Genomic DNA, 25,506 nt, shown 5'->3' with positions numbered 1-25,506 from the left:
TCTCTCCTCAGGCGCGATCACCAAAGTACTCGCGGCACCACTGCACGACGGGGGGCAACCCTTCTTCGATCGGGGTCACCGCATCGAAGCCGAATGCGTCATGGGCGCGCCGGGTGTCGGCCATCGTGCGTACCATGTCGCCGGGCTGCATGGGCTTGTAGACCTTCTGCGCGGGGCGGCCGGCCGCCTGCTCGATCACGCTGATGAAGCGCTCCAGCTCGACCGGCGTATGGTTGCCGAGGTTGAACACCCGGTGCGGTACCGGACCATCGGCCGGATGCGCGAGCGCGCCGAGAATACCCGACACGATGTCGGAGACATGTGTGAAATCGCGCTGCATGCGGCCTTCGTTGAACACGTCGATCGGCCGCCCCGCCAGCACCGCGCGCGAGAACAGCAGCGGCGCCATGTCCGGCCGGCCCCACGGGCCATATACGGTGAAGAAGCGCAGGCCGGTGGCATGCAGGCCATAAAGCTGCGCGTAGGTGTAGGCCATCAGCTCGTTGGCCGCCTTGGTCGCCGCGTACAGCGAGCGCGGCTGGTCCACGCGCTGGTCCTCGGAGAACGGCGGCGTGGCTGAATCGCCGTAGACCGAACTGCTGGAGGCATAGACCAGGTGTTGCACGCCACGGTGGCGACACAGCTCGAGCATGTTGGCGAAGCCGACCAGGTTGCTGTCGACGTAGGCATGCGGGTTTTCCAGCGAATAGCGCACGCCGGCCTGCGCGGCCAGATGGATCACCGCGGTCGGCTTCACTTCGTCGAACAGTGCCGCCAAGCCCTGCTGGTCGGTCAGGTCCAGGGTGCGCAGGTCCAGCGCCGGGCACAGCGCTGCCACGCGGTCGCGCTTGATCTGCGGGTCGTAGTAGTCGTTGAAGTTGTCCAGGCCTACCACCGGCTGGCCCGCCTCCAGCAGCGCGCGGGCGGTGTAGGCACCGATGAAGCCGGCAGCGCCGGTGAGCAGGATGGTCATGGCAGTTGCCTGGAAATCAATGAGTACAGGTGCAGAGGATACGCTGCGGGCTCAGAACAGCCCGAAACGCTTCTTGGCCACATTGGCGCGGCCGGGTTCGATCACGTCCTGGATCTTCTTCGCATTGAAGCGGTCGAGCAGCGCCTCGGCGCCCTTCTTCAGCTTCAGGTCCATCTCTTCCGGATACAGCGGGACCAGGCTCATGAAGCTGATGGTCTTGCCGTCGTCCAGTTCCAGCGTGGCGAAGTCCTCCGGGGTCGTCACCGGCGGCAGCACGATGGCACCGTCGAAGCCCACGCCCGGCGCGTAGGGCTCGCTGGGATGGCCGTTGGGAATGGTGTGGCCGAAGCCCAGCCAGGTGTCGTACTCGTGCGGCAGCCGCGCCATGCCCTTCAGCAGGCGCACCGGCCAGTAATTGCGTTCGTCCTCGAAGGCATCCTGCGAGATCGGCCAGTCAGCCGGCAGGGTCACCATCAGTTCCATGTAGCGGGGCACATCCGCGTCCACCTCGGCGGGCACGGTCATCGGCAGGTCGCTCATGCCGGAGGTGACCAGTCGCAGGTACGGACACTGGTCAGTGGCCGGTACCACGTGCACGTCGATGTGCACCAGGTCGGAGATGATCTCGTGGAAGACACCGGACACCGGACCCAGATGGCGCTCGATGTGCGCGCCGATCGCCTCGGTGTGTTCTTCGCCCTGTGGCGGGGTGAAGTCCTTCTGACGGCTGTGCACCATGATCGGGCTGCCGCCCGGGCTGACGTCGTCGAATGTGTTGCTCATGTCCTGCTCCCTGGATGAGGCCACGGACCGGAGAGCGATGCATCCCCCGGCGCGCGCGGCGGTGCGTTCCCTGTCACCTGCAGGACGCGGCAGGAACAGGCCGCATCCCCTGGCGCTGCGCCGGGCTCAGCCCTGGCGCGTACGCAGCTTTTCCAGCACGCCGTCCAGGGTATCCAGGTCGGTGTAGTGGATGATCAGCTTGCCCTTGCCACCCCGGCCGTGGCTGATCGCCACCTTGGCGCCCAGCGTTTCGGACAGTTCGGTTTCCAGCGAGGCGATGTCGGCCTGCTGCACCTTCGGCGTGGCGACCGGGCGATTGCTCGGCACCTTGCCGGCGGCGAAGGCCTGCGCACGGCGCTCGACCTCGCGCACCGACCAGCCTTCATCGGCCGCTTCCTGCGCCAGCTTGCCGGCCAGCTCGGGGGCCAGGGTCAGCAGCGCGCGGGCGTGGCCCATTTCCAGGCGGCGGGTTTCCAGCAGCAGGCGGATCGCCACCGGCAGCTCCAGCAGGCGCAACAGGTTGGACACCGCCGCGCGCGAGCGGCCGACGGCCTCGGCGGCCTCGGCATGGGTCAGGGTGAATTCGCTGATCAGGCGCTGCAGCGCCTCGGCTTCTTCCAGCGGGTTGAGGTCTTCGCGCTGGATGTTCTCGATCAGCGCCATCGCGATGACGGTGCGGTCTTCCAGCTCGCGCACCACCACCGGCACTTCGTCCAGGCCGGCCAGCTGCGATGCGCGCCAGCGGCGCTCACCGGCGACGATTTCGTAGTTGCCGGCGGGCAGCTGGCGCACCAGGATCGGCTGGATCACGCCCTGCGACTTGATCGAGTCGGCCAGCTCGGACAGCTTGCCCTCGTCCATCTCGCGGCGCGGCTGGTACTTGCCCGGCTGCAACTGGCCCACGGCCAGCTTGCGCAGCACTTCACCCGGCAGCGGCTCGATCACCGCGGTGGTGGCCTGCACCTGACTGACCGCGCCTTTCGGGCCCAGCAGCGCATCCAGGCCACGGCCGAGGCCTCGCTTCTTGGCTGCCGGCTTGCTGCTGGTCATCAGACGGTCTCCACGGCCTTGGTGGCCTTGTTGCGTTCGTTGTTGCGGCGGATGATCTCGCCGGCCAGGCCCAGGTAGGCCACGCCACCGCGCGAGGCGCGGTCGTAGCCGACGATGCTCTGGCCATGGCTGGGCGCCTCGGCCAGGCGCACGTTGCGCGGCACGATGGTGCGGAACACGCGGTCGCCGAAGTGCTCGGTGAGCTCGGCCGAGACCGCGTTGGCCAGGTTGTTGCGCACGTCGAACATGGTGCGCAGCACGCCTTCGATCTCCAGCGCCGGGTTAAGGTTGGCACGCAGCGCATCGATGGTTTCCACCAGCGCGCTCAGGCCTTCCAGCGCGTAGTACTCACACTGCATCGGCACGATCACCGAATCGGCGGCGGCCAGCGCGTTGAGCGTCAGCAGCGACAGCGCCGGCGGGCAGTCGATCAGGATGTAGTCGTACTCGTCGCGGATTGGTGCCAGCGCGCGCTTCAGCCGCTGCTCGCGCTCGCTCTGCGCCATCAGCTGGATCTCGGCGGCGGTCAGGTCGATGTTGCCGGGCAGCAGGTCGTAGCCTTCGGCGGTCTGCACGCGCACGTCGGCGGCGCTGGACTCGCCCAGCAGCAGATCGTAGGTGGAAGCGGCCAGCTCACGCTTGTCCACGCCACTGCCCATGGTCGCGTTGCCCTGCGAATCCAGGTCGACCAACAGCACGCGCTTGGGTGCGTTGGCCAGGGAAGCGGCCAGGTTGACGGCGGTCGTGGTCTTGCCGACGCCACCCTTCTGGTTGGCGATGGCGATGATGCGGGCCATGCGGGTGTGCCTCGTCGACGTGTGCTGGGACCGGTCATTATGCGTACAACCGGCCCCTTGCGGAAATCGTGAATCGCCAACCCGTTGTTCCACAAAGGGCTGGCGGCGGGAATCAGGGGCCTGTAACCGTGACCAGGTGGCGTTCGCCGGCCAGGCCGGCCACGCTCAACGGGGTCACCTCACGCACCTGCCAGCCAGCCGGCAGGTCCGCGATCTCCTCATGCGGGTAGACGCCCTTCATGGCCAGCAGTACGCCGCCGGGGCGCAGCAGGTGGCCACCAACGCGGACGATGCCGGCCAGGGTGTCCATCGCGCGCGCGGTCAGCTGGTCGTAGCGGCCGGCCTCGTCCAGCGCCTCGGCGCGCGATTCGGCCACGCGGGCATTGTCCAGGCCGAGCTGGCGCACGGCCTCGCGCATGAAGCGCGCCTTCTTGCCGTTGCTCTCGACCAGCGTGACCTGCAGGCCCGGGCAGGCGATCGCCAGCGGGATGCCGGGCAGCCCGGGGCCGGTGCCGAGATCAGCCAGGCTGCCATCGGCCACGAACGGCTGCATTGCCAGCGAGTCGAGCAGGTGGCGCGTGACCATCTCCTGCGGGTCGCGGATGGCGGTGAGGTTGTAGGTGCCGTTCCAGCGGTGCAGCAGGGCCAGGTAGCGCAGCAGCGGCGGCGCCAGTGCGGCGTCCAGGCCCATGCTGGCCAGGCCCTGTTCCAGCGTGGCGGCCACGCTGGCGGGAAGTGGGTGTTCGCTCATGCCGGCATTATCGCCGGTTTTGCGCGCTGATTCCCCGCCTCAGTGCGGATACCAGGCCAACGCCGCCCGGAACTGACCGGTGGCCTGCCATTCGTGCAGGTGCCAGCGCGCGGCCTCGCCCAGTTCCGGGTCGCACCAGCGCAGGTGCAGGGCGCCATCGGCCCCCGGCGCCAGCTGCAGGCGGTGCAGGCCGAACGAGATGCCCTGGCCGTGCGCCTTCAGGATGGCTTCCTTGGCGCACCACACGCGGAAGAACCAGTGCTCGCGGCCGGCCTGGTCCAGACTTTCCAGCCAGGCCACCTCCTCGGGGTGGAAGAAGCGCTGCACGATCTCCAGCAGGCGGGCCCGCGGCCGCAGCAGTTCCAGATCCACACCCAGCCGCACGCCTTCGCCCAGCGCCACCAGCAGCACCTCGCCACTGTGGCTCCAGCCGGTGCCGTAGTGGGCCAGCGCGCCGCTCAGTTCCGGACGGCCCTTGTCATCGCGGACCAGCGGCAGCGTCTCCGGGTCGGCACCCAATGCCTGTGCCAGCACCTGCCGCGCCTGCGGTTCACCGCGCTGGCCCGGCACGTGCGGACGCCGCCAGACCGTCACCGGACCGAAGCGCCACGGGCCATCGAGGGTGGCTGGCAGGCTCATCCGCACGCGCCCGTCACGCAATTCCACGACGGGTTCACAGCCCTGCGCGTCAACTGGTCACAGTTCCCCACCGGAGGTTCGATCATGGGCATCATCATCTGGCTGATCGTCGGCGGCATCGTAGGCTGGCTGGCCAGCATCATCATGAAGCGCGATGCCCAGCAGGGCATCATCCTCAACATCGTGGTCGGCATCGTCGGCGCGCTGATTTCCGGCTGGCTGTTCGGCGGCGGCATCAACGAAGCGATCACCATCCGCACCTTCCTGTTCTCGCTGATCGGTGCGGTGATCCTGCTGGCGATCGTCAACCTGTTCACCCGCAAGAGCATACGGTGATCTGAGGGTAGTGTCGGCCGCCGGCCGGCAGACCTTCCAGAACGGGCCCGGCAATCGTCGGGCCCCGTTCGTTCAACCCAACTGCACCCACGCCGGCGCATGGTCGCTCGGGCGTTCCCAGGTACGCGGTTCGCGGTCGATGCCCGAGGCCACCGCACTGCCCTTCAGCGCGTCGGAGACCAGGGTCAGGTCGATGCGCAGGCCCAGGTTGCGGCGGAAACCGGCGGCGCGGTAATCCCACCAGCTGAAGGTGCCCGCCTCGTCATTGTGCAGGCGGAAGCCATCGTGCAGGCCCAGCTGCAGCAGCTTGTTCAATGCGCCGCGCTCGGCGGTGGAGGTCAGGATGTGGTTTTCGTTCCACACCTCCGGGTCGTGCACATCGCGCGCGTCCGGGGCGATGTTGAAGTCGCCCATCACGATCAGCTTCGGGTGCCGCTGCAGTTCTTCGGCGATCCAGGCATGCACCGCTTCCAGCCAGCGCAGCTTGTAGTCGTACTTGTCGGTGCCGATATCCTGGCCGTTGACCACGTACAGGTTGATCACCCGCAGGTCGCCGAAGGTACCGGCGATGACGCGCTTCTGCTCGTCCTCGAAACCGGGAATGCCGATCTGCACGTCCTGCGCCGGCTCACGCGACAGCAGCGCCACGCCGTTGTAGGTCTTCTGGCCGGCGAACACGCTGCGGTAACCCGCGGCGATCAGCGCCGAATCGGGGAACTTGTGGTCCTCCAGCTTGGTTTCCTGGATACCGACGATGTCCGGGCCGAAATCCTTTAGCCACTGCTCCAGGTGCGGCAGGCGGACATTGAGCGAATTGACGTTCCACGAGGCGATCTTCATGGGGGCATTCTACCCGGGTGGCCGGGATGGGGGTCGGCCCGGATTCCCGTGTAGAGCCGAGCCCACGCTCGGCTGCATTGATCGGGCACCCAGCCAAGAGCAGCCGAGCGTGGGCTCGGCTCTACAGAAGAATCGGGCCCTGATTCAGTAGAGCCACGCCCTGCCTGGGTTCACCGCAGCAGCAGCTTCAACAACCCCGCAATCTTCGAATATGGCGGCCGCAGCCGGTCGCTGGCGGCCCAGCGCGACTGCCACAGCACCGGCAGCGGCTTGCTCATGGCATCGAACCCGGCCCGGCCGTGGTACGCGCCCATGCCGCTGGCCCCCACCCCGCCAAACGGCAGGCCATCGGCGGCGAAGTGCAGCAGCGTGTCATTCACTGTCACCCCGCCGGCCACCACCTGACCGAGGATGCGCTCCACCGTCGCCGTGTCGTGGCTGAAGGGATACAGCGCCAGGGGCCGGTCACGCGACAGCACGTCGGCCAGCGCAGCATCCAGATCCGGGTAGGCCCGCACCGGCAGGATCGGCCCGAAGATCTCCTCGCGCATCAGGTCCAGGTCGTCCGGCGGGTCCAGCACCACGGTCGGCACCAGCAGGCGCTCACGGTCAGCACGCGCATCATCCACCTGCGCCAGCGGAATCACTGGCACACCGCGTTCGCGCGCCTGCGCCAGATAGCCCTGCAGGCGCCGGTACTGGCCTTCGTTGATGATGCGCGTGTAGTCGTCGGCGAGGTTGAAATCACCATAACGTTCGCGTACCTGCTGCTGCAGCGCCTGCACGAACTCGCGCTGGCGCGCGGTGTCGATCAGCACGTAATCCGGCGCGATGCAGGTCTGGCCGGCGTTGAACCACTTGCCGGTGGCCAGCCGCGCGGCGGCTTTGTCCAGCGGGAAATCGCGGCAGACGATGGCCGGCGACTTGCCGCCCAGTTCCAGCGTCACCGGCACCAGGTGCTCGGCAGCGGCAGCCATCACCTTGCGGCCCACGGCTGTCGAGCCGGTGAACAGCAGATGGTCCAGCGGCAGCGAGGACACCGCCGCGGCTACGTCCGCGCCACCCTGCACCACCGCCACGCGATCGGGCTGGAACACACTGGCCAGCAGATCGGCCAGGAACGCGCTGGTGCGCGGCGTGTGTTCCGAAGGCTTCAGCAGTACGTGGTTGCCCGCCGCGATGGCCGTGGCCAGCGGCACCAGGGCCAGCGTGACCGGGTAGTTCCAGGGCGAGATCACCCCGACCACGCCCAGTGGCATCGGCCGCAGTTGCGCGCGCGCCGGCCACAGTCGCCAGCCGGCGCCCACCCGCTGCGGTTTCGACCAGCCCCGCAGGTGGCGGCGCAGGTGGTCGATCGCCGACAGCACGCTCATGCCATCGGCCAGCTTCGATTCAACGTGGGCGCGGTGGCCGAAGTCTTCGGCGATGGCCTGGGCCATCTCGTCCAGGCGCAGTTTCAGCGCCTCGCGCAGGCGGCGCAGGTCAGCTTCGCGCTGGTCCAGCGACGGGCGCTGCGACTGCCAGGCGCTGCGCAGGGTGTGCAGGATGGCGGGGAGCTCGGCCGGGACGGTGGTGGTCATGGGCCGACTATACGGGGTGCGGCACGTCTCGATGGGGTCAGATCCCTTTCGCAAGCGAAAGGGATCTGACCCCAAAAACAGGGAAACGAAAAGGCCGTGGTCTGCACCACGGCCCCTGAAACCCGGTGGGTGCCGACCGTTGGTCGGCACACCGGTTACTTGGTGATATCCACGTCCTTGGTTTCGCGCAGGAACAGGCCGCCGATCACCACCGACATCAGCGCGATGATGATGGGGTACCACAGGCCGTAGTACAGGTTGCCGGTACCGGCCACCAGCGCGAACGAGATCGCCGGCAGGAAGCCACCGAACCAGCCGTTGCCGATGTGGTACGGCAGCGACATCGAGGTGTAGCGGATGCGGGTCGGGAACAGTTCAACCAGGTAGGCGGCGATCGGGCCGTAGACCATGGTCACGTACAGCACCAGCAGCCACAGCATGAAGATGGTGCCGGCGATGTTGATGCGTGCGCCATCGGCCTTGGCCGGGTAGCCGGCGGTGGTCAGGGCGGTCTTCAGTTCCGCGCCGAACGCATCGGCCTTGGCCTTGCCGTCTTCCTTGGTCAGGCCGGCAGCTTCATACGAGGTGACGCTGGCGCTGCCCACGTTCACCATCGCCAGCGAACCGGCGGCGGCGGGCTGCACGTCGTACGGCACACCAGCCTTGGTCAGCGCGGCGGTCGCCACGTCGCAGGAGCTGGTGAACTTGCGCAGGCCCACCGGATCGAACTGGAACGAGCAGGTGTTCGGATCGGCCACGACCAGCGCCGGCGAGCTGCTGCGGGCTTCTTCGATGGCCGGGTTGGCGAAGTGGGTCAGGCCCTTGAAGATCGGGATGTAGGTGACGGCGGCCAGCAGGCAGCCGGCCAGGATGATCTTCTTGCGGCCGATGCGGTCGGACAGCCAGCCAAAGAAGATGAAGAACGGCACACCCAGCGCCAGCGCGGCCGCGATCAGCAGGTAGGAGGTGGTGGCATCGACCTTCAGCATGCTGCTGAGGAAGAACAGCGCGTAGAACTGGCCGCCATACCAGACCACCGCCTGACCCGCCGCCGCACCGAGCAGGACCAGCAGCATCAGCTTCAGGTTGCCGCCCTTCAGGCTGTCACGGAACGGGGTCTTGGAACCCTTGCCCTCGGACTTCATCTGCTGGAACAGCGGCGACTCGCTCAGCTGCAGGCGGATCCACACTGAGACACCCAGCAGCAGGATCGAGACCAGGAACGGAATGCGCCAGCCCCAGGCTTCGAAGGCTTCATTGCCCAGGAAGTAACGGCAGGCCAGGATGATCAGCAGCGACATGAACAGGCCGAGCGTGGCCGTGCACTGGATGAAGCTGGTGTACAGGCCACGTTTGTCGTCCGGCGCGTGCTCGGCCACGTAGGTGGCGGCACCGCCGTACTCGCCGCCCATCGCCAGGCCCTGGGCCAGGCGCAGGATGATCAGGATCACCGGCGCGGCGAAACCGATCGAGGCGTAGTTGGGCAGCACGCCGACCAGGAAGGTCGAGATGCCCATGATCAGGATGGTGACCAGGAAGGTGTACTTGCGGCCGATGCGGTCGCCGAGGCTGCCGAAGAAGGCCGCGCCGAACGGACGCACGAAGAAGCCGGCGGCAAACGCCAACAGGGCGAAGATCATGCCTGTGGTTTCATTGACGCCACTGAAGAACTGCTTGGCGATGATGGCCGCGAGCGAGCCGTACAGGAAGAAGTCGTACCACTCGAACACCGTGCCGAGGCTCGAGGCGAAGATGACCTTCTTGTGACCCTTGGTCAGGGTGCCCGCTTTGTGTGCGGTACTGGGTGTGCTGGACATGGGGCGTTTTCCCTCGGTAGATGCCGACCTTGGTCGGTACTCAATTCGGTAGGTACCGGCCGCGGGCCGGCACGCAATCTCTATAGGTGCCGACCTTGGTCGGCACTCCTCTAGAAGCTGTACTTGGTGGTGAACTGCAATCGGGTGATGTCACCCTTGTTGCCGTTCTCCACTTCGCGACGGCCGTACATCAGCTCCGCACCGATATCGACCTTGGGCAGCGGCGAGTAGAAGATGTTGCCGCGGATGCTCTGCACGCTCTTGGTTACCAGCGGGCCGAGGATGCTGTCGTTGTCGTAGTCGCTGCGCGCGTAGATCAGGTTGGTGCGCAACTTCGGCGAGAACGCATGCCGCCAGCCCACGTAGCCGGCAAGCACGCCGGTCGGGTTGAGTTCGTCGCGGGCCACGTCATAGGCACTGTCGGCGGTGATGCCCAGGCCGATGTAGCGGGCGATGCCTTCGCCGCCGGTCAGCTGGTAGTGCAGCGAATCGCTGTCACCCATCACCCATTTGCCGCCCAGGGTCAGGCCGCCAGCCACCTTGTCGGCCTTGGCGCCGGTGGCCTGGTTGTCGACCTTCAGCTGACGGACGATGCCGCCGACACCGAAGGTGCCCCAATCACCCTTCCAGCCATAGCGCATGGTCAGATCGGGCAGGCTGCCACGGTCGGAGTTGGCGCTGGCGTTGGTCCATGCCCCGGTGACCGGGTTGCGGGTACCGGTGAGGGTGGTGGTTTCCGGGTTTTCCAGCGCGACGCTGAAGCCACCCTGGGTGTAACGCACCTGGGCCTGGCGCACGAAGATCACGCCATCGGTGGGGCCGACGAAGTCGACCGCCTCGGGCAGTGCGGCCGCGTCCATGAAGTTGGACCAGGTCTGGCCGGCCATCCAGTTGTTCCAGTACATGTAGGCGTGGCGCAGGGTCACACCGTAGGTATTGGTGGCGGTCTGGTTGCCCAGTGAATTGCCGAAGAAGTCCATCTCGAAGAACGCACCGGCCTTGTTGCCCGATTCGCTCACGTTGTCGATGCCCAGGTTGAAGCGCGAGAACTTGGCGTGGGCATTGAAGTCGGTGCCCGAACGCTTGCCGCTGCCGCCAGCGCCTTCCACCGGGGTCTGGCCCGGCAGGTACAGCGAGCGGCCGGTGGCGTCGTCGGCCAGCTGGCCATCGCTGGTCTGGGTGGCCAGGAAGTCGGCCTTGATGAAGCCGCCGATCTTGACCGTGGTGCCCGGCGCCGCGCCCGGGGTGATGGTGGTGACCTGGATGGGCTGCTTGCCGGCCGGCACCTGTGCGACCGGCTTCTGCTCGGCCTGCAGCGTGCGGACTTCGGTTACGGCCTGCTGGGTCTGGCTGATCTGGGTCTGTTGTTGTTGCTGCGAAGACAGCAGCAGCTGGACCTGGCGTTCCAGTTCGGCAACGCGTGCTTCCAGCGCCTTCTCTTTGGCGGTCTCTGCGAACGCCATGCCCGGTGCGACCAGGGCGACCAACAGGCAGGCCGCCAAAGGTGTGCGCACGGCTTTCAACGTACGGTGGCTCATGTTGCCCTCTCTCCCAAGTGGCAAGGTGATGCCGCGCGTGGGGCACGGTCGAGCCGAGACTGCGGGGCGATTATGTATAGCGGCTATTCGCCATTGGTCGAACCCGGCCCTGCTGGGCGCTCACTTTCGACCATGGTCTAACCAAGGTGGTGACGCGGCCGGGGGTGGATGGGGCAAACTGAGGGGGATCGGTCGCTGCGATGCTGCGACCGCACATACAAAGTCAACGTGCAAGTGAGGGTGCCATGGCTGATATCTACCCCGTCGATCCGCAGTTCGCCGCCAAGGCACGCATCGACAAGAAGACTTATGAACAGCAGTACCAGGCGTCGGTGACCGATCCGGATGGATTCTGGGGCAAGGCCGCCGAGCGCCTGCAATGGATGCGCGCGCCGACGAAGATCAAGAACGTCAGCTACGACCTGTCCGACTTCCACATCAAGTGGTTCGAGGATGGCGAGCTCAATGCCAGCGTGAACTGCCTGGATCGCCAGCTGGAAACGCGCGGCGACAAGACCGCCCTGCTGTTCGAGCCGGACGGCCCGGATGCACCGGCCCAGCACGTGACCTATCGCGAGCTGTACGAGCGCACCTGCCGCCTCGGCAACGCGCTGCGCAACCTGGGCGTCAAGAAGGGCGACCGGGTCACCATCTACCTGCCAATGATTGTCGACGCTGCGGTGGCCATGCTGGCCTGCGCGCGCATCGGTGCGATCCACTCGGTGGTGTTCGGTGGCTTCGCGCCGAACTCGATTGCCGACCGCGTCAGCGACTGCCAGAGCAAGCTGATCATCACCGCCGACGAGGGCCTGCGCGGTGGCCGCAGGATTCCGCTGAAGGCCAACGTCGATGCCGCGCTGAAGCTGCCGGGCACGAACACGGTTGAAACCGTGCTGGTGGTGCGCCATACCGGCGGCGCGGTGGACATGCAGGCGCCGCGCGACCGCTGGTTCCACGATGTGGTGGACAGCCAGCCGGCCAGCTGCGAGCCGGAACGCATGAACGCCGAAGACCCGCTGTTCATCCTCTACACCTCCGGTTCCACCGGCAAGCCAAAGGGCGTGCTGCACACCACCGGCGGTTACCTGCTGTACGCGGCCTACACCCATGAAGCGGTGTTCGACCTGCGCGAGGACGACATCTACTGGTGCACCGCCGACGTCGGCTGGGTCACCGGCCACAGCTACATCGTGTACGGTCCGCTGGCCAACGGCGCGACCTCGCTGATGTTCGAAGGCGTGCCGAACTACCCGGACACCTCGCGTTTCTGGAATGTCATCGACAAGCACAAGGTGAGCATCTTCTACACCGCCCCGACCGCCATCCGTGCGCTGATGCGCGAGGGCGAGGAGCCGGTGAAGAAGACCTCCCGCGCGTCGCTGCGCCTGCTCGGTAGCGTGGGCGAACCCATCAATCCGGAAGCCTGGCGCTGGTACTACGAGGTGGTCGGCGACAGCCGCTGCCCGATCGTCGATACCTGGTGGCAGACCGAAACCGGCGGCATCCTGATCTCGCCGCTGGCCGGTGCGATGGACCTCAAGCCGGGTTCGGCCACCCTGCCCTTCTTCGGCGTGCAGCCGGCGCTGGTCAATGCCGATGGCGAGATCCAGGAAGGCCCGACCGAGGGCAACCTGATCATCCGTGATTCCTGGCCAGGCCAGATGCGTACGGTGTACGGCGACCACCAGCGTTTCATCGATACGTATTTCCGCACCTACCCGGGCAGCTACTTCACCGGTGACGGTTGCCGCCGCGACGAGGACGGCTATTACTGGATCACCGGCCGCGTTGACGACGTGATCAATGTGTCCGGCCACCGCATCGGCACCGCCGAAGTGGAAAGCGCGCTGGTCTCGCATCCGAAGGTGGCCGAAGCCGCCGTGGTCGGCTTCCCGCACGACGTGAAGGGCCAGGGCATCTATGCCTACGTGACCCTGGTGGCCGAAGAAGCGCCGAGCGACGAACTGCAGAAGGAACTGGTCGCCTGGGTACGCAAGGAAATCGGCCCGATCGCCACGCCGGACCACCTGCAGTGGGCGCCGGGCCTGCCGAAGACCCGCTCGGGCAAGATCATGCGCCGCATCCTGCGCAAGATCGCCGAGAACGCACCGGACCAGCTCGGCGACACCTCGACCCTGGCCGATCCGTCGGTGGTGGCGTCGCTGGTGGACGAGCGCAAGGTGCGCTGATGCCGTGACTGCAGGCGCAGGACGCGCCAGGGACGTGGCCGGGAGGAGGGACCCGGCCGTGTCCGACCCGTCCTGCACCTGCCATCACGTCGCTCTTTTTCCTGATCGATAAGCTCGACCCATGACCACCCTCCTGATTGCCGATGACCACCCGCTGTTCCGCGAAGCCCTGCGTGGGGCGGTGCAGCGGGTCATCCCGGGCGTACAACTGTTCGAGGCCGACAGCGTGGAAGCACTGTACGCGCTGGCCGATCAGCACAACGACGCCGACCTGGTCCTGATGGACCTCAACATGCCGGGTGCGCAGGGCTTCAACGCACTCGTGCACATGCGCTCACTGCACCCCCAGCTGCCGGTGGTGGTGGTGTCCGCGCGCGAAGAGGCCACGGTGATGCGCCGCGCGCTCGACCACGGTGCGCTCGGCTTCATTCCCAAATCGGCCGACTCGGACACCATCGGCCATGCACTCGGCACCATCCTCGATGGCGAGACCTGGGCACCGCCGGAAGCGCACAACGTGCCGCCCACCGGCAGCGAAGAACGCGAAGTCGGCCAGCGCCTGCGCGAGCTGACCCCGCAGCAGTTCCGCGTCCTGCAGATGCTCGGCGCCGGCCGCTTGAACAAGCAGATCGCCTACGACCTCAACGTCTCCGAAGCAACGATCAAGGCCCACGTCACCGCCATCCTGCGCAAGCTGGGCGTGACCAACCGCACCCAGGCCGTGCTGATGGCCGGCAAGCTGGCCATCGACGACGACGCCATCGTGCTGCCGCCGGAAGAAGACTGAGGTAGTGCCGGCCGCTGGCCGGCAATCGCCTGAAACGCCTGAAACCGCCTTGGTAGGTGCCAAGCTTGCTTGGCACGCCTTTGCTTCGCCCATGTTATAGCCATCGCTATAAAAACCAGCCCTGCCTGCGCGTTTCGCTGCAAATGCGCCACGCGCGGATCGCGGTGCTAAGCTTCGCGTCCCCTTGGGGAGTAGCCGGATTCCTACGCAGGAATCGTCCACGTCAACATACTCGGCCACTGCGCCGTGGCGTGGACAACCATGATGGTTGGCGAGACCAGCGGCCCGCGCGCGCAACGTCAGGTTGGGCGCGAGCGCGAGCCGTGCGTCCGTCCTTGCCCGACCTTCAGCAGCCGCCAATGTCCCCCATTTCGATCCTCCTGATCGGCTTTGCCATGTCCACCGATGCCTTCGCCGCGGCGATCGGCAAGGGTGCGGCCATGCGCAAGCCGGTGTTCCGCGATGCACTACGTGCAGGCATCATCTTCGGCGTCATCGAGGCGATCACGCCCATCATCGGTTGGCTGCTCGGCCGCGCCGCGCTGCGGTACGTGGAAGCCTTCGACCACTGGATCGCCTTCGGCCTGCTCGGCGCGCTGGGCATCCACATGATCTACAACGGCCTACGCCCCGACAGTACCGAGGAAGACGACGACCCTTCGCAGCACCACGGCTTCTGGAAGCTGGCGCTGACCGGGTTCGCCACCAGTATCGACGCGATGGCGGTGGGCATCGGCCTGGCCTTCATGGACGTGCATATCGGCGTGATGGCAGCGGTCATCGGCCTGTGCACGCTGACCATGGTCACCGTCGGCATCATGCTCGGCCGCGTGCTGGGCAGCATGGTGGGCAAGCGCGCCGAGATCATCGGTGGCGTGATCCTGGTGATCATCGGCGCGACGATCCTGTACGAGCACCTACACGGCGCGGGGTAACGCGTCGGAAGTGAGCGATTGCGTGGTTGCCGGCTAGCGGCCGGCACTACCTGGCATCGCATCCACGCATGGCGTGGATCTACTGCGCATCGCGCAGCGCGCCCAGGAAGGCGCGCAGCGAGGCCGGCTTGATCGGCTTGGTCAGCACGCGGTAGCCGCGTTCGCGCGCCATCCGCTTCAACTCGTCGCGACCATCGGCGGTCAGCAGCGCGCCGGGCAACGGGTAGCCCGCAGCCTCGCGAAGTGCCACCAGCGCATCCAGGCCATCCATGCGGTCGTGCAGGTGGTAGTCCACCAGCATCACCTGCGGGCGCTCGGCAATCTTCTCCAGCGCCTGGTCGACGGTGGCAGCGGTGATCACCTGCACCTGCCAACGGCCAAGCAATGCGCGCATGCCGTCCAGGATCTCTTCGTCGTTGTCCACGCACAGTACGCGCAGGCCGGCCAGCGAATCGCTGCGCACCGGTGCGGCCACCGCCTGTACCGGCGTGGCCAGCTCGGTGTAACCCGGCAACGGCGCCACACGCGGCAGGATGATCGAGAACATCGAGCCGCTACCGACGCGGCTGCGCGCATTGAGGCGATGGTCAAGCAGGCGCGAGATGCGCTGGCAGATCGACAAGCCCAGCCCCAGACCCTGCTCGCCCCAGTCGAACGGCTGCTGGTAGCGGTGGAACTCGTCGAAGATCTGCCGCATATGGTGCTCGGGAATGCCGGGTCCGGTATCCCATACCTGCAGCTCCACCTCATCGCCACGATGGCGCACCGCCAGCACGATGCGCCCCTGACGGGTGTAGCGCAACGCGTTGGCCAGGAAATTCTGCAGCACGCGGCGCAGCAGGCGGCGGTCACTGCGTACCCACGCCGGGCGCGCGAACAGGTCCAGGCGCAGGCCACGACCTGCAGCCACCGGCGTGTACTGCGCCGCCAGTTCGCGCATCAACGCACTCACGTCGAACTCGCCGATGACCGGGTGCAGGCCACCGGCATCCAGCCGCGACACGTCCAGCAGGCCATCCAGCAGTTCTTCGGCCGCGCGCAGCGACGCATCCACGCGTTCGGCCAGGTGCTTCTGTTCGTCGCTCACGTGGTCGCTGTCGCGCAGCGCCGAAGCGAACAGGCGCGCGGCGTTCAACGGCTGCAGCACGTCGTGGCTGATCGCCGCCAGGAACCGCGTCTTCGACTGCTGCGCGACCTCGGCCTCGTGCGAGCGCTCGGCCACGCGCTGTTCCAGCGTCTCGTTGGCTTCCAGCAGTGCTTTTTCCGCGTGCTTGTAGTCGGTGATGTCGTTGTAGCTGGTCACGTAACCGCCGCCGGGCAGCGCCTGCCCACGCATCTCGATCACCTTGCCGTCGCTGCGGGTGCGCTCGAACACGTGCGGTGAACCGGCGCGCATGTAGCCGATGCGACGGTTGATCTGCACTTCGATGTCACCCTCGCCCAGCTCGCCACGCTCGGCGTTGTAGCGGATCAGATCGGCGACCGGGCGGCCCACGTAGAGCATGCCGTCGGGGTAGCCGAACATATCCTGGTAGCGGCGGTTCCATGCGGTCAGGCGCATGTCTGGATCGACCACGCTGACACCGGCGCTGATGTTCTCCAGCGTGGTCGAGAGGATCTCGCGGTTGAAGCGCAGCTCCTGCCCCGCTTCGTCCAGCACTGCCACCACTTCACCCAGGTCCATGCCCGAGCCACGCAGCAGGCTGGTCAGCAGCAGGCGCGCCGAGGCCGCGCCAATCGACGCGGCCAGCAGGCGCTCAGTGAACTGCACCCACGGGCGGTCTGCAGGCGCCGAGGATTGCAGTTCACGGCCCAGTGACTGTGCCTGCTCGAAGAACGAACGGCGCGCATGGCGTTCGCCGACCACGCGCGAAGCCAGCGCCAGCAGGTCACCCACATGCACATGACCGGGCCAGCCACCGGCCACCGACGGGCGCTCGGCATAGGGGTCGAGGAACGGTGCCGCACGCAGCCGCTCGTCCACGCCGGGGCGCCAGCGTGCGGACACCAGCATCATCGTCGCCGCGTTGACCAGCAGCGACCAGAACGTGCCATGGGTCAACGGGTCCCAGCCGGTCATGCCGAACAGCTGTTGCGGGCGCAGCCACTCGATGCCGAACGGGCCGTGCTGCACCCAGCCAGCATCAACCCAGCCAGCCATGGTCATCGCCGGCAGCAGCAGGGTGTACAGCCAGGTGGCGAAGCCCAGCAGCATGCCTACCTCGACGCCGCGACGGCTGGCACCGCGCCAGTACAGGCCGCCGATCAGGCCCGGTGCGAACTGCGCCACTGCAGCGAACGCCATCAGGCCGTACGACGCCAGCGTGCTGTCGTTGCTGCTGGTGCGGTAGTAGCTGTAGGCCATCAGCGCCAGCAGCAGGATCGCCAGGCGACGGATCCACAGCACGCGCGAGGCGACATCGGCCGCTTCCTGGTGGTCGCCACTGCGGCGCAGCAGCACCGGCATCACCAGGTCGTTGCTGACCATGGTCGCCAGTGCGATGGAGGACACGATGACCATGCCGGTGGCGGCCGAGAAGCCGCCCACATAGGCGATCAGCGCCAGCGCGTTGCGGCCTTCGGCCAGCGGCAGCGCCAGCACCATCGAATCGTCGGCAACGCTGCCGCCGGTGCCGAACAGGGTGACGCCGGCGGTGGCGATCGGCAGCACCATGCCCGAGATCAGCACCAGATAGCCACCGAACATCCAGCGCGCGCGGCGCACATCGCGCACGTCACCGCACTCGACCACCGCCACATGGAACTGGCGCGGCAAGCAGATGATGGCCAGGAAACTCAGCAGGGTCTGCGAAATGAATCCCACCGGCGGCAGGCCGGTGAACAGCGTATGCACCGACTCGACCACCGCGTCGGTGCGGTTACTCAGCCACAGGTAGGCGAACACGCCCACTGCCACCATCGCCAGCAGCTTGATCACCGATTCGAAGGCGATCGCCAGCATCATGCCGTGGTGGTGCTCGGTGGCATCGACCTGGCGGGTGCCGAACAGGGTGGCGAACAGCGCCATCAGCAGCGCCACGTACAGCGCCGGATCGGTGAAGAAGCCGGTCGGGCCGGTGTTGCCGGTCAGCACCTGCAGGCTCATCGCCACGGCTTTGTACTGCAGCGCCAGGTACGGAATGATGCCGATCAGCGCGATGATCGCTACCAGCGCCGCCAGCCGCCGCGAGCGGCCAAAGCGCGAGGAGATGAAATCGGCGATGGAGACCACGTTCTGGCTGCGCGCGATCAGCGCCAGGCGCTCGATGATGCGCCAGCCGAACAGCAGCAGCAGCAACGGGCCGATGTAGATGGGCAGGTAGCCCACGCCGTTGCGCACGGCGGTGCCGACCGCGCCGTAGAAGGTCCACGACGAGCAGTACACGGCCAGCGCCAGGCTGTAGACCACCGGCCGCAGCCACGGCCGGTCGGGATACATCGGTCGACGGTCACCCCACCACGCCACGCCGAACAGCAGTGCGGCATAGGCAACCGAGACCAGCAGCAGGATCCAGCTGGAGACCACGCGTGCGTTTCCCTCAGGGCAGGGGCCAGTAGATCACGACCGTTGGTCGTGAGGGTAGGTCATGGCGGTGGGGCACGACCGTTGGTCCGTCTGGTAGGTCACGACCGTTGGTCGTGACGGGGACATCCGTGCCCACTAACAGTGGGCACCTACCGGGAATCAATGGGCACCCACCAGGCAAAGGTGGGCACCCACCAGCAACCGGCCTTATTCCGCCGGCACGCCCATTTCCTTCAGCAGTTCCGGCGCCGGGTAGACCTTGGCCAGCAGCCAGCGCAGGTAGCGCATGTCCACGTGCACGGCGCGCTTGTAGCGCGGGTCGAACCACCAGCTGGCGCTGACCGATTCCCAGTTGCTGTCGAAGTTCAGGCCGATCAGTTCGCCTTTGGCGTTGAGCACCGGCGAGCCGGAGTTGCCGCCGGTGGTGTCCAGGTTGGTCAGGAAGTTGACCGTCTGGGTCTTCAGTGCCGGGTCGGCGGTGCTGCCGAAGTCACCCTTGGCGATGGCGGCCAGCAGCGGCTTGGGTGCATCGAACGGGTAGGCGTTGGTGTTCTTCTCGACGATGCCGGCCACGGTGGTCACCGGCGAATAGGTCACGCCATCACGCGGGTGCAGCGCCTCGACCTTGCCGTAGCTGATGCGCAGGGTGCGGTTGGCGTCCGGGTACACCGCACGGCCCTGCTTGGCACGCCAGGCGAACAGCGCCTGCATGTACGCCGGGCGCAGGCGCAGCTGCTCGCCTTCGCGGGTCTTGCTCTCGTTCTCGATGCGCAGCTGCGCGGCCACCAGCGGGCCGGCCACGGCGATCAGCGGATCGGCGGCAAGTGCCTTGCCCTCGCGTGCGGCAGTGAAGCGCGACAGGCGCTGCGCCTCGTCACCCAGCTGGGTGCCGGCATAGAGGGTGTCCAGCGCCTTGGCCAGCTGCTCCGGGGTACGGCCGAAGGCCGCGTCGAACTCGGCCACGCGCTGCGCGTCCGGCAGCTGCTGGTAGCGGGTCAGCAAGGTGGTCAGCAGGGCCTTCTCGACCTCCGGTGCGTAGCGGCGCTGGACCTGCTTGAGCACGCCTTCGATCATCGCCTGGTCGCGCTGCTGGTAACCGCTCTCGCGCTGCGCGTCCGGCTTCGCCGATTCGATGCGCAGGCGCTCCAGCAGCAGTGCCGAGCGCAGCAACTGGCTCTGCGCAGCCATCTGGTCCAGCAGCAGGTCACGCTCGCCCACCGCCGCACCCTGCGACAGGTTGGCCAGCAGCGCCTTGATGTCGCCCTGGTACTTGCGGTCGGTGGCAGCCAGCATCGCCGTCTCATCGGCGGCACGCTGGGCCTTGGCATCGCTGCGCAGCAGGCCTTCCAGCTCACCCGCGGCGCGCTTGCGGTTGTTCTTCAGCGACTGCAGCTGCGAGGCGTAGCGGGTGCGCGCCTGCGCGTCCTTGGCACTGGCGGCCTCGATGGTGTCGATCATCTGCTGGAACACCGACACGCGGCGCGGCAGCACGGTATCGATCTGGCCGGCGAACTCGGCGGCGGTACGGTGGCGGTAGGTGATCCCCGGGTAACCGGCCAGCATCGCGTAGTCGCCTTCCTTCGGGCCTTCCACCGACATCTGCAGGTGCGCCGGCGCCTGGTAGGGCACGTTGTCCTTGCTGTAGGCGGCCGGCTTGCCGTCCTTGCCCACGTAGGCGCGCAGCAGGGTGAAGTCGCCGGTGTGGCGCGGCCACATGAAGTTGTCGATCTCATCGCCGTAGTTGCCGATCGCACGCGGCGGCGCATACACCAGGCGCACGTCGCTCAGTTCCAGCTGGGCGATGCGGTAGAAGTCGGTGCCGTAGTACATGTTGGCCACCGAGCAGCGCACGCTGCCGTCCTTCTCGCACTCGGCCACGATCTGCTTGCTGGCCGCATCGACGGCATCGAAGTAGGCGCGGCCGGTCTTGCCACGCGCCTGCGCCAGCACCTGGTCGGTCACCTTGTCGAAGCCGACGGTGACCAGCACGCGGAAGTCCGGGTTGGCCGGGCGCTCGTCGGCACGGTCCTTGGCGATGAAGCCACCATTGATCAGGTCGTGCTCGGGCGAGCTGTTGTACTGGATCACGCCCATCGCCACGTGGTGGTTGGTCAGCAGCAGGCCGTCGGCGGACACGAACGAACCGGTGCCGCCACCGGCACGCACCACCGCGCTTAGCGGCGGCGCAGTGACATTGGCCAGGTCGGCCGGATTGCCCTTGAAACCTGCGGCCTGCAGCGGCTTGGCCAGTTCCGGCAGCTGGGTCGGCATCCACATGCCTTCGTCGGCGTGGGCACCGGCGGCGAGGGTCAGGCCCAGGGCCAGGGCGGTGGGAAGGGCTTTGCGTGGTGACATGAGGCAATCCGGTACGACAGAACAGCCCGGGACCATAGCCGCTGGGGCCGGATGGGGCAACGGCCGATGGTTGGGAGTGGTGCGTTCATCGGCCAGGTTACCGGCCTACAATCGGTGCTCCATCACATGCAGTCAGGGAAGCAGCATGATCGTCGGTATCGACCTTGGCACCACCCATTCGCTGGTGGGCATCTACGAGGCGGGAGGCGGTCGACTGTTCCCCAATGCGCACGGGGAGCTGCTGACGCCCTCGGTGGTCAGCCTGGCCGATGGCGCGGTGCTGGTCGGGCAGCCGGCACGGGACCGCCTGGTCAGCCATCCGGCGCACAGCGTGGCGAACTTCAAGCGCTGGATGGGCACCGACCGCCAGACCCGCCTGGGCGACCGCAGCTTTCGCCCCGAGGAACTGTCGGCACTGGTGCTGCGCTCGCTGCTGGCCGACGCCGAGGCCGCCCTGGGGCAGAAGGTGGAAGAGGCGGTGATCAGCGTGCCGGCGTACTTCTCCGATGCGCAGCGCAAGGCCACGCGCTCGGCCGGCGAACTGGCCGGCATCCGCGTGGAGCGCCTGATCAACGAGCCCACCGCAGCCGCGCTGGCCTATGGCCTGCAGCAGCGCGAGGGCGAAGGCCGGGTGCTGGTGCTGGACCTGGGCGGCGGCACCTTCGACGTGTCGATCCTGGAACTGTTCGACGGCGTGATCGAAGTGCATGCCAGTGCCGGTGACAACTTCCTGGGAGGCGAGGATTTCTCACGCGTGCTGCTGGACGCCCTGCTGGCCGACCAGCGCCTGGACCTGGGCACGCTGGCCGACAGTGAAAGGGCACAGCTGCTGCGCCATCTGGAATTCTTCAAGCGTGAACTGAGCAACAGCGGCAGCAGCACACTGGAGCTCTCCCTGGGTGAACGACAGCTGCGCTGGGAACTGGATGAGGCTGGATTTGCCCGGCTCTGCGATCCACTGCTGCAGCGCATGCGCGGGCCGATCGAGCGCGCCATCCGCGATGCACGGCTGCAGCCAGACGCGCTGGACGACATCGTTCTGGTGGGCGGTGCGGTACGCATGCCGATGGTCAGCCGCCTGGTCACCCGCATGTTCGGCCGCCTGCCGCTGCGCCATATCCACCCGGACCATGCCATCGCTCTGGGTGCCACCGTCGCCGCCGGCCTGAAGGGACGCAACGAGGCCCTGCGCGAAGTGGTGCTGACCGATGTCTGCCCCTACACGCTGGGTACCCAGGTGTCGCGCCTCGGCGCCGATGGGCAGTCGCGCAGCGGCTATTTCCATCCCATCATCCAGCGCAACAGCGTGGTGCCGGTCAGCCGCGAGGATCGGTTCTTCCCCATCCAGGAGAACCAGCGCGAAGTCATGATCGACATCTACCAGGGCGAAAGCCCGACCGTGGACCGCAACATCAAGCTGGGTGAGCTGCGCGTGCCGCTGACCCATCGCGGGCCAATGGAGGAGCGCGGCGTCACCACCCGTTTCACCTACGACATCAACGGCCTGCTGCAGGTGGAAGTCACCGAAGAGGCCAGTGGCCTGCGTCATGAGCTGATCCTGGAACAGAACCCGGGCCTGCTGTCGCCCGACGAGATCCAGCAGCGCCTGGCCGCCCTGCAGAGCCTGAAGATCCATCCGCGCGACACCCAGCAGAACCTGGCCGTGGTGGCGCGCGCCGAGCGCCTGTACGAGGAGTTCATTCATCACCGTGACACGCTGCAGGGCTGGCTGATGCAGTTCCGCCACGCGCTGGACGGCCAGGACCTGCACCACATCGAGCAGCAGCGCCGCGAACTGTCCCAGGCGCTGGACATGCTGGAGCGCGATGCATGAGCTGGGGCCTGGAGCTGCTGGAGCTGGACGCGGATGCCGACGAACGCGCGATCAAGCGGGCCTACGCGCAGCGCCTGCGGGTGACGCGCCCGGAGGACGATCCGGTCGCCTTCCAGCACCTGCACGAGGCCTACCAGGACGCACTGGCGTGGGCGAAGGATCGCGACCCCGTGGACGCAGCTTGGTCCAGCAGCACACCGGACACGCCGCTGCAACCCCACGCGCCGGTGTTCGAGGCAGCGGCCCCAGCGCCACCACCGGTGGCCGGTTCACACCCGCACGACCGCGTGCAGGCCACCCCGATACTGGACGTGGAGGCCATCGCCGATCGTATCCTGGCTGAGGCCATACGGCAGGAACCGGAAGCGCTGCAGGCCTGGTTGGCGCAGCAGCCGGAACTGTGGTCGCTGCAGTGGAAGATGCGGATCGGTGACGCTCTGCTGGAGGCACTGTTTTCCAGCGAGGAGTCTGTGCAGGCCGACAACCTCGATCTGCTGGCCGAAGTGTTCGGCTGGGACGAGATCGGCAGCAACGTGGACCCCTACGCCCTGGACGCACAGCGCATGCAGATGCACCGCCGCTGGGTAGTGCAGCCGGGCAATCACCCTCGCCTGGCCGAACTGCTGCAGCGCTGCGGACAGCCCAACCCGCCCGCAGCGGCCCGCGATCACATGGCCTGGCTGTCGCGTCCCTGGAATCACTGGCAGTCACTGCTCACCTCCTTGTCGCCCCAGCGCGGGCGCGACCTCAACCGGACCCTGGATGCACTGGGCATCGATTACGCCACACCGGTCCCAGCACCGCTGCTGGTGCGCCAGGTCGTGTTCTGGCGCGAAATCGGTGCGATACACCGCTTGAACCGCGAGCGGTTCCTGCAGGGCCTGCTGCGCGGTGCCGCGTGCGCGGTGATCGCCGCGCTGCTGGTGCTGGCGGTAGGCCTGTCGGGCCAGATGGCCACCGGTGACGGCGTTGCAGGCATCCATCCGTTGGCCACCTATGCACGCGTTGCGCTGTACGCCGCACTGGGGATGGTACTGCTGGGCGCTGTCGCACCCGCTGTGCAGACCTTCCTGCACTGGCAGGTCCAGGACGAGCAACCGTATCGATCACCACTCGCGGCACTGCTGCCGATTCCGCTGTTGGCGATCGTTGCCATCGTGCTCATCCACGGGCTGGATCTGCGCACCGCCGGCACCCTGCTGGCCTGGCCGGTGCTGGGCCTGGCGGTGTGGCGCTGGTGGCGGCGCAGCCACCTGCAGATCCATTTCAACGGCTGGCTGCTGCTGTCGGTGGTGCCGTTCCTGAAGCTGCTCGTTCTGGCCATGACCTACGCCGAACTGCCCGTGATCGCCGCGCTGGCGTTGTGGGCACGCGATGCTTGGACCCAGGTGTGGCGCCGCCAGCCATGACTGATTGGATGGAGCTGCTCGGCCTGGATGCCGGCGCCGACGAGCGCGCCATCAAGCGCGCGTATGCAAGGCAGCTGCGGGTCACCCGGCCCGAGGATGATCCGGTGGCGTTCCAGCGGCTGCACGAAGCCTATCAGTCCGCGTTGGCGCAGCTGGCCGGGGATGCAGCACTGCCTGCGGCAGACAGCCCGACGCATGCGTCCATGGACGGGGTGGACCATGATGCCGTCGCCGCACAGCTGCTGGCAGTGGCCGGCCAGGACGATGCGGCGTTGCTGCAGCAGGCGCTTCAGCAGCAACCCCATCTGTGGTCACTGCAGGGCAAGCAGCACATCGGCCACGCCATGCTGCAGCAGCTGGTCACGCACGAACCGGCCCTGCCGCGCCCCACCTTCGACACGCTCAGCGAGTGTTTCGGCTGGGATGACCCGTTACTGGGCATGGATATGCACTGGCTGGATGCGGTGGCACGCCGCTGCGAGCAACATTGGCTGCTGTCACCCGCAGGAGCGCAGGTGCTGGCGGCCCGCTACCTGGGCATCAGCGAAACACTGCTGGTCCCCGGCAGCGATGTGCTTCCCAGCCTGCGCGAGCATCGCCCGGCATGGCGCAACCTGCTGAGCACCCTGCAGCCGTCGCGCGGGCACCAGGCGATCAGCCTGCTGGCGGCGCTGGGTTACTGGCACGACCTGCGCCTGCCACCCGGCCTGGACGCAGGACAGGTGGCGTTCTGGTCGCGCTTCGGGCGTGAGGGCGACGCCATCCACTGGCAGGCCAGCGGCCTGCGCGCGCTATTGATCGCGTTGGTCCTCGGTCTGATCTGCACTTGGGGTGTGGTCGCCAGCTGGCCATTGCCCGCCTCGGCCAATGGCTCGCTGGACGGTGGCCAGCGCGCGGTGCTGATCATCGCCATTGCCGTGCTGCTGGCCCCCGGCCTGTGGCTGACGTCCAGTGCGATGCGCGCAATCATCCGTTGGCAGTCACTGCCGGAGCACGCGGCAACCGTCCTGCCGGGGTTGCGCATCCTGACCATTCCGCTGGCAGTCGCGACGGTGATGGGTGCGTTCCACCTTGTGCTGCGCGCGACAAGCGGGATTCCGTTCACAGCGCTGATCCTGCTGCTCGTGGCCAGCGCCGTGGTGCTGCGCATGGCCCGCCAGCGCTTCGTGCAGCGTTGTGCGCCGGCCGGGGTGGACGCCGCCGGCGCAGGCCTGATGATCGCCATCCTGCTGATCGTGCCCGCGTTGGTGGTGGCACTGGTCTACTGGGGCAAGGACCTGCACGCGCACCGCGGCCAGCTGCGCTGGTCCAATCAGTGATGGCGTGTGCATGGCTTGCATCGGCCGGGGTGCCAACCGAGGTTGGCA

The 25,506-nt window shown here is 67.2% G+C and carries 19 protein-coding genes and 1 riboswitch; of the genes, 7 read left to right on the top strand and 12 right to left on the bottom strand.

The window, feature by feature from the left end; all coding sequences use genetic code 11:
- Positions 1–7 precede the first annotated feature (7 nt).
- The 6 genes from N5D20_RS06420 to N5D20_RS06395 all read right to left on the bottom strand — a co-directional run bounded on the left by N5D20_RS06420 (position 8) and on the right by N5D20_RS06395 (position 4,993).
- Positions 8–973 carry an NAD-dependent epimerase/dehydratase family protein gene (locus tag N5D20_RS06420; protein ID WP_197578151.1) on the bottom strand — a complete coding sequence of 322 codons (966 nt, stop codon included), beginning with the start codon at positions 971–973 and terminating at the stop codon, positions 8–10.
- 51 nt (positions 974–1,024) lie between these two features.
- The gene (locus tag N5D20_RS06415; RefSeq protein WP_197578152.1) at positions 1,025–1,756 is read right to left on the bottom strand and encodes a suppressor of fused domain protein; all 732 of its coding nucleotides are present in this window, start codon (positions 1,754–1,756) and stop codon (positions 1,025–1,027) included.
- A 126-nt stretch (positions 1,757–1,882) separates the two neighbouring features.
- Positions 1,883–2,806 (bottom strand): ParB/RepB/Spo0J family partition protein, encoded by a 924-nt coding sequence (locus N5D20_RS06410; protein ID WP_049413186.1) that lies wholly within the window; start codon positions 2,804–2,806, stop codon positions 1,883–1,885.
- Entirely contained in the window at positions 2,806–3,603 is a 798-nt protein-coding gene (locus tag N5D20_RS06405) for a ParA family protein (protein ID WP_010482381.1), read from the bottom strand. The genes N5D20_RS06410 and N5D20_RS06405 overlap by 1 nt, the downstream gene beginning before the upstream one ends.
- Before the next feature lie 112 nt (positions 3,604–3,715).
- Entirely contained in the window at positions 3,716–4,354 is a 639-nt protein-coding gene (gene rsmG / locus N5D20_RS06400) for a 16S rRNA (guanine(527)-N(7))-methyltransferase RsmG (RefSeq protein WP_049480335.1), read from the bottom strand.
- A gap of 39 nt (positions 4,355–4,393) precedes the next feature.
- Positions 4,394–4,993: a 4'-phosphopantetheinyl transferase superfamily protein gene (locus tag N5D20_RS06395; protein WP_049413189.1), complete on the bottom strand. Its 600-nt coding sequence runs from the start codon at positions 4,991–4,993 to the stop codon at positions 4,394–4,396.
- Between the two features lie 84 nt (positions 4,994–5,077).
- Here N5D20_RS06395 and N5D20_RS06390 point away from each other — a divergent pair, with 84 nt between their 5' ends.
- Entirely contained in the window at positions 5,078–5,329 is a 252-nt protein-coding gene (locus N5D20_RS06390; protein ID WP_005411656.1) for a GlsB/YeaQ/YmgE family stress response membrane protein, read from the top strand.
- Positions 5,330–5,401: 72 nt separating this feature from the next.
- On the opposite strand, the gene xth is transcribed toward N5D20_RS06390, so the two are convergent.
- The 4 genes from xth to N5D20_RS06370 form a co-directional block, all read right to left on the bottom strand.
- Positions 5,402–6,169, bottom strand: coding sequence for an exodeoxyribonuclease III (xth, locus tag N5D20_RS06385; protein WP_049454215.1), 768 nt, complete (start codon positions 6,167–6,169; stop codon positions 5,402–5,404).
- Between the two features lie 170 nt (positions 6,170–6,339).
- Complete coding sequence (locus N5D20_RS06380; protein WP_197578153.1) at positions 6,340–7,749, bottom strand: coniferyl aldehyde dehydrogenase; 1,410 nt, start codon at positions 7,747–7,749, stop codon at positions 6,340–6,342.
- Between the two features lie 155 nt (positions 7,750–7,904).
- The gene (locus N5D20_RS06375; protein ID WP_180844893.1) at positions 7,905–9,566 is read right to left on the bottom strand and encodes an MFS transporter; all 1,662 of its coding nucleotides are present in this window, start codon (positions 9,564–9,566) and stop codon (positions 7,905–7,907) included.
- Between the two features lie 110 nt (positions 9,567–9,676).
- Positions 9,677–11,104, bottom strand: coding sequence for a DcaP family trimeric outer membrane transporter (locus tag N5D20_RS06370; protein WP_197578154.1), 1,428 nt, complete (start codon positions 11,102–11,104; stop codon positions 9,677–9,679).
- 245 nt (positions 11,105–11,349) lie between these two features.
- Between N5D20_RS06370 and acs the strand changes: the two genes are divergently transcribed.
- From acs to N5D20_RS06355, 3 genes are all read left to right on the top strand, one after another.
- Positions 11,350–13,293, top strand: coding sequence for an acetate--CoA ligase (acs, locus tag N5D20_RS06365; protein WP_191850348.1), 1,944 nt, complete (start codon positions 11,350–11,352; stop codon positions 13,291–13,293).
- Positions 13,294–13,414: 121 nt separating this feature from the next.
- Complete coding sequence (locus tag N5D20_RS06360) at positions 13,415–14,080, top strand: response regulator transcription factor (RefSeq protein ID WP_005420420.1); 666 nt, start codon at positions 13,415–13,417, stop codon at positions 14,078–14,080.
- Positions 14,081–14,260: 180 nt separating this feature from the next.
- A riboswitch (yybP-ykoY riboswitch) is annotated at positions 14,261–14,429 on the top strand.
- Positions 14,430–14,439: 10 nt separating this feature from the next.
- A complete protein-coding gene (locus N5D20_RS06355) occupies positions 14,440–15,015 on the top strand; it encodes a manganese efflux pump MntP family protein (RefSeq protein WP_191850350.1) in 576 nt (191 codons plus the stop codon).
- Positions 15,016–15,094: 79 nt separating this feature from the next.
- Here N5D20_RS06355 and N5D20_RS06350 read toward each other — a convergent pair whose 3' ends face one another.
- Together N5D20_RS06350 and N5D20_RS06345 are read right to left on the bottom strand one after the other, a co-directional pair.
- A complete protein-coding gene (locus tag N5D20_RS06350; RefSeq protein ID WP_197578155.1) occupies positions 15,095–18,541 on the bottom strand; it encodes a PAS domain-containing hybrid sensor histidine kinase/response regulator in 3,447 nt (1,148 codons plus the stop codon).
- Between the two features lie 207 nt (positions 18,542–18,748).
- The gene (locus N5D20_RS06345) at positions 18,749–20,896 is read right to left on the bottom strand and encodes a S46 family peptidase (protein WP_197578156.1); all 2,148 of its coding nucleotides are present in this window, start codon (positions 20,894–20,896) and stop codon (positions 18,749–18,751) included.
- Between the two features lie 145 nt (positions 20,897–21,041).
- On the opposite strand from N5D20_RS06345, the gene N5D20_RS06340 reads away from it, so the two are divergent.
- The 3 genes from N5D20_RS06340 to N5D20_RS06330 are packed head-to-tail and all read left to right on the top strand — an operon-like array spanning position 21,042 to position 25,458.
- Positions 21,042–22,730: a molecular chaperone HscC gene (locus N5D20_RS06340; protein WP_197578157.1), complete on the top strand. Its 1,689-nt coding sequence runs from the start codon at positions 21,042–21,044 to the stop codon at positions 22,728–22,730.
- Positions 22,727–24,139, top strand: a complete 1,413-nt coding sequence (locus N5D20_RS06335) for a hypothetical protein (RefSeq protein WP_197578158.1) — start codon at positions 22,727–22,729, stop codon at positions 24,137–24,139. Before N5D20_RS06340 ends, N5D20_RS06335 begins: the two co-directional genes overlap by 4 nt.
- Positions 24,136–25,458 carry a hypothetical protein gene (locus tag N5D20_RS06330; RefSeq protein ID WP_197578159.1) on the top strand — a complete coding sequence of 441 codons (1,323 nt, stop codon included), beginning with the start codon at positions 24,136–24,138 and terminating at the stop codon, positions 25,456–25,458. Before N5D20_RS06335 ends, N5D20_RS06330 begins: the two co-directional genes overlap by 4 nt.
- Positions 25,459–25,506: the final 48 nt, after the last annotated feature.

It is taken from the genome of Stenotrophomonas sp. GD03877 (assembly GCF_029840555.1).
GTDB lineage: Bacteria > Pseudomonadota > Gammaproteobacteria > Xanthomonadales > Xanthomonadaceae > Stenotrophomonas > Stenotrophomonas geniculata.
Note: the sequence above shows the minus strand (reverse complement) of the source record. Positions and strands in the feature narration are given on the sequence as shown.

What these genes read in the sequence shown, in the direction of transcription:
- N5D20_RS06420 (WP_197578151.1), bottom strand. Translation starts at nt 973, where the DNA reads ATGACCATCCTGCTCACCGGCGCTGCCGGCTTCATCGGTGCCTACACC.
- N5D20_RS06415 (WP_197578152.1), bottom strand. Translation starts at nt 1,756, where the DNA reads ATGAGCAACACATTCGACGACGTCAGCCCGGGCGGCAGCCCGATCATG.
- N5D20_RS06410 (WP_049413186.1), bottom strand. Translation starts at nt 2,806, where the DNA reads ATGACCAGCAGCAAGCCGGCAGCCAAGAAGCGAGGCCTCGGCCGTGGC.
- N5D20_RS06405 (WP_010482381.1), bottom strand. Translation starts at nt 3,603, where the DNA reads ATGGCCCGCATCATCGCCATCGCCAACCAGAAGGGTGGCGTCGGCAAG.
- rsmG (WP_049480335.1), bottom strand. Translation starts at nt 4,354, where the DNA reads ATGAGCGAACACCCACTTCCCGCCAGCGTGGCCGCCACGCTGGAACAG.
- N5D20_RS06395 (WP_049413189.1), bottom strand. Translation starts at nt 4,993, where the DNA reads ATGAGCCTGCCAGCCACCCTCGATGGCCCGTGGCGCTTCGGTCCGGTG.
- N5D20_RS06390 (WP_005411656.1), top strand. Translation starts at nt 5,078, where the DNA reads ATGGGCATCATCATCTGGCTGATCGTCGGCGGCATCGTAGGCTGGCTG.
- xth (WP_049454215.1), bottom strand. Translation starts at nt 6,169, where the DNA reads ATGAAGATCGCCTCGTGGAACGTCAATTCGCTCAATGTCCGCCTGCCG.
- N5D20_RS06380 (WP_197578153.1), bottom strand. Translation starts at nt 7,749, where the DNA reads ATGACCACCACCGTCCCGGCCGAGCTCCCCGCCATCCTGCACACCCTG.
- N5D20_RS06375 (WP_180844893.1), bottom strand. Translation starts at nt 9,566, where the DNA reads ATGTCCAGCACACCCAGTACCGCACACAAAGCGGGCACCCTGACCAAG.
- N5D20_RS06370 (WP_197578154.1), bottom strand. Translation starts at nt 11,104, where the DNA reads ATGAGCCACCGTACGTTGAAAGCCGTGCGCACACCTTTGGCGGCCTGC.
- acs (WP_191850348.1), top strand. Translation starts at nt 11,350, where the DNA reads ATGGCTGATATCTACCCCGTCGATCCGCAGTTCGCCGCCAAGGCACGC.
- N5D20_RS06360 (WP_005420420.1), top strand. Translation starts at nt 13,415, where the DNA reads ATGACCACCCTCCTGATTGCCGATGACCACCCGCTGTTCCGCGAAGCC.
- N5D20_RS06355 (WP_191850350.1), top strand. Translation starts at nt 14,440, where the DNA reads ATGTCCCCCATTTCGATCCTCCTGATCGGCTTTGCCATGTCCACCGAT.
- N5D20_RS06345 (WP_197578156.1), bottom strand. Translation starts at nt 20,896, where the DNA reads ATGTCACCACGCAAAGCCCTTCCCACCGCCCTGGCCCTGGGCCTGACC.
- N5D20_RS06340 (WP_197578157.1), top strand. Translation starts at nt 21,042, where the DNA reads ATGATCGTCGGTATCGACCTTGGCACCACCCATTCGCTGGTGGGCATC.
- N5D20_RS06335 (WP_197578158.1), top strand. Translation starts at nt 22,727, where the DNA reads ATGAGCTGGGGCCTGGAGCTGCTGGAGCTGGACGCGGATGCCGACGAA.
- N5D20_RS06330 (WP_197578159.1), top strand. Translation starts at nt 24,136, where the DNA reads ATGACTGATTGGATGGAGCTGCTCGGCCTGGATGCCGGCGCCGACGAG.